The following is a 3,385-nucleotide window of genomic DNA, read 5'->3' as shown; positions in this document are numbered from 1 at the left end:
ATCAAATAATCACTATAAAGATCAAGCATATCCATTTAATTCCCTCCCTAAAATTAAGGGCGGAATTCTAATGCTTTTTAGTCAAACTACAAGTTTATGTGCGTAACATGAGTTAATAAAATACGGCGAATTTTGCTCGGGTCGCTGAGCAAGCCGGGATTTTAGCATCGATATCAGCTTTTAAATCGATTCCTTTAGTCACTGTAGACGGAAGTTCCAGGTCGATAATTTCTTGAATAATTTGCTTTAAGCTGAACGCTTCTTCTTTTAACTGGGATTCATCAACCTCATCCTCAGAAACAGTAGCTAATATAGCATTCAACAGGGTAAGCAGTTGTTTTCCACTTTGGCCTAACCATTGGACATATTGTTTTTGCCCAGCATCGTTCACCTGCTCTTCCAGCAATTTAGATAGGCCTACAACCCCTGTTAATGGTGTTCTAATATCATGACTCATATTGGCGAGAAATTCTGTTTTTAACCTATTTTGTCTTTCAAGTTCTTGGTTTTTTTTATGTAATTGCTCTTTGAGGCGTTTTTGTTCTGTAGTATCGCGTACAGCCTCATCACGTGCTTTTTGCGCCGCAAAAAAGGCAAATAAATGTTTTTTTATTTGGCTGGTAACAAAACCAGTCATAATCCCCCCCACCAAAAAGATAAAACCGCGGGACATATAAATTACTCCTGACGCTAGGTAATAATCGACATGTTCAATATCTCTAATATTGGTGTAGTGAAGTGCATAATAGGAAAGCCCCCAATATTCCAGGGCAGCGATCAAGCCCGTAAAACGGCAAATCCATTCATCTAAGGTCAAAGCGGAAAGAATAATAAAAAGGAAATAAACCAAAACAGGCGGCATTAGCAAGGCATCAATAGGATTTTGCACGGTGGTTGCGAAGAGGATAACGCCTGTTGGGATATTAATTTCAATAAAGGCGTTAAAATAAGAGAAAAAACGCGGCAGTTTCTTTTGCTTCGCTATGTATTGGCAGACGACATAGCGGTAGATGACAAAATAGAGTGTTGTGCCCATAAGGTACATGGGTAAAAAAAGAAAAAGCGATTTTTCCAAAAGGAAATCAATACGAAAAAAATAAAAAACAACAAAAGTCCACACGCAGGTAATCAAGAAAAAAACAGTCATTAAAATAGTTGCCCTTAATTTTGCGGCTTTTAATGTTTCTACTTCCCAACCACTTTGCGCCATAATTATTTTCCTTAACCTCTATTTATTTTAGCCTATGACTATCGTCAAAAGTCTTGAGGGCTTCTGAGTCATTTAATCGATGCTAAATAATTATCTACGATCACAGTCCATCGACTGATTCCTGCCGTAGAAAACAAGAAATGCCCCTCTTTAGCAAAGGCTTTAGCCGATAAAAACTGAGCCTTCCCGCCGTTTGCAGTAAAGGCAGCAAATAAGGATTTTGCTAATTTGGGGTTAAAAAAATGATCGTTTTTAGCATAAATCCACAGCATTGGGATCCGCGAAGTTTTACCTAATTGAGCAAAAGCGGCAATTAAGCGTTGTGGCTCACAAATTTTCTCCGGCGCATACGAGCCTCGTCCCGGTGCAAACACAACAGCTGCTTTTAATCCTTTGGGGGGCTTAAAAGCAGTTAAGGCTAAAGTGGCAAAGCCACCAGCTGAATAGCCAACCGCGACAATATTAGTGCAATCGAAGGCCGGTAATTGACCTAAATACTGAATCACTGCTCGCAAATCTTCGGCAGCAGCATGAGCGGCACGTAGGTAGTCGGGATGAGAACAGCGATCATATGCTTCCACCCAGCCACCACCGGAGCGACCATAACCCCGACGAAGAACAACTGCCACCGCATAACCTCGTAGAGCAAACTGTTTAGCGATGGGTAAATAAGCAAGAGCGCTCATTAAAGAGCGTTCTTTGGCATCCCGTGGTGAGCCATGATTGATGAGGACAACAGGATGTTGTTGCTGATCGCCGGGGGTAACCAATAAGGCCTCTAAGAATATTTGCCCTTTAGTGGTCTGCATTGGAATACTTTTAATTTGCCAGATTATCGAACTTTTAGCAGAAGCGGCTAGAGACAAACTTAAAAAAAAGAGCAAACTAACCAGCCTCTTCATTCACTTAAGTCCTAGCTTTAGCGGTGGTAATAAGCCCCACCGCCCCAATTACGGTGATAATAATTTGCACCACCCCAATTATAATGTCCTACGCCATTATAAGCCCCGTAGTGGTAACCGGCGCCATCATAACTATGGTCGTAATCAGCATTATAAGTAGCGCCATCGTAATAACCATAAGCAGGAACCACAGTAGTTCCCCACACCACATTATTATAGGTATTATAATTAGGGACGCAGCCCTCATTAACCGCGTAATAAAACCCTAAAGGGCAAGGATATTCGGCTTGGGCTTTCGGTACAAAGCTTAAGAACAGTAGCAACAATAAGGTGCCATAAAAGGCTGTTTGTCTTTTTGCAGCGCTAAAGGTGATTGCTCTTAGAGTATCCATTTCATTATCCTCTATTCCACTTGAACTAATTATAGATAATGAAAGCAAGGATTGCTCAAATGACTTTAACTAAAACAGTGAATTTATTGCCCCATCTTTTGCATGAGTTGCGCTTTCACCTGCGGCCATTCAACGGCCAAAATACTAAATATGAGGGTATTAGTTAATTGACCATCACTCGAAACCATATGCTCACGCAAAACCCCCTCTTTTATCGCGCCTAATTTTTTAATGGCAGAAACTGAGCGTGTATTACGGGGATCGGCACCAAGCTCAACTCGATTGATACCCCACTGTTCAAAAGCTTGGGTAAGCATTAAAAATTTAGCTTCGCAATTTATGCCGCTCCCCCACATCTCTGGCACATACCAACTATAGCCTAAGGCTAGGCGTTTATGATCGCCATGATAATCATAATAAGCGGTAGCCCCCACTATCTCTTGATCGGAGATTCTACGTACTATATAGCTTATTTGCGTTCCTAAACTCATTTTTTTAACCAGCTCTGCAAACCAAGATGCAAAAAAAACACCCGTGGCCTTGTCAGGCATATAACGCCATATTTGTTCGTGATTTGCAGCACGTGAGAGGCCGTCATAATGAGATAAGTCCAGGGGTTCTAATTGAAATCGCTTCCCTTTTAAAATGGTTGCCTTAGTCAAATGAGCTACCTAAATAATCATTGGATACAGGCACCAATTATAACCCAGAGCGTGATCGAAATAGAACTATTATTACAAAGCCTAGCTAGGAACCACGGATTAATAACTCATGTTACGCACATAAACTTGTAGTTTGACTAAAAAGCATTAGAATTCCGCCCTTAATTTTAGGGAGGGAATTAAATGGATATGCTTGATCTTTATAGTGATTATTTGATT

At 40.8% G+C, this 3,385-nt stretch carries 4 protein-coding genes; all 4 read right to left on the bottom strand.

The window, feature by feature from the left end:
• Positions 1-112: 112 nt before the first annotated feature.
• The 4 genes from ELY15_RS14770 to ELY15_RS14755 all read right to left on the bottom strand — a co-directional run bounded on the left by ELY15_RS14770 (position 113) and on the right by ELY15_RS14755 (position 3,166).
• Positions 113-1,210 carry a histidine kinase dimerization/phospho-acceptor domain-containing protein gene (locus tag ELY15_RS14770; protein ID WP_127101358.1) on the bottom strand — a complete coding sequence of 366 codons (1,098 nt, stop codon included), beginning with the start codon at positions 1,208-1,210 and terminating at the stop codon, positions 113-115.
• Between the two features lie 68 nt (positions 1,211-1,278).
• Positions 1,279-2,112 (bottom strand): S9 family peptidase, encoded by an 834-nt coding sequence (locus ELY15_RS14765; protein ID WP_127101356.1) that lies wholly within the window; start codon positions 2,110-2,112, stop codon positions 1,279-1,281.
• Between the two features lie 17 nt (positions 2,113-2,129).
• On the bottom strand, positions 2,130-2,504 hold the full coding sequence (locus ELY15_RS14760; RefSeq protein ID WP_127101354.1) for a hypothetical protein: 375 nt from the start codon (positions 2,502-2,504) through the stop codon (positions 2,130-2,132).
• 83 nt (positions 2,505-2,587) lie between these two features.
• Positions 2,588-3,166: a GNAT family N-acetyltransferase gene (locus tag ELY15_RS14755; RefSeq protein WP_127101352.1), complete on the bottom strand. Its 579-nt coding sequence runs from the start codon at positions 3,164-3,166 to the stop codon at positions 2,588-2,590.
• Positions 3,167-3,385: the final 219 nt, after the last annotated feature.

Source organism: Legionella sp. km772, assembly GCF_003989735.1.
Lineage (GTDB): Bacteria > Pseudomonadota > Gammaproteobacteria > Legionellales > Legionellaceae > Legionella.
This window is presented reverse-complemented; position numbering and strand designations above follow the sequence as displayed.

Coding starts and splice junctions, on each gene's coding strand:
- ELY15_RS14770 (WP_127101358.1), bottom strand. CDS start 1,210: ATGGCGCAAAGTGGTTGGGAAGTAGAAACATTAAAAGCCGCAAAATTA.
- ELY15_RS14765 (WP_127101356.1), bottom strand. CDS start 2,112: ATGAAGAGGCTGGTTAGTTTGCTCTTTTTTTTAAGTTTGTCTCTAGCC.
- ELY15_RS14760 (WP_127101354.1), bottom strand. CDS start 2,504: ATGGATACTCTAAGAGCAATCACCTTTAGCGCTGCAAAAAGACAAACA.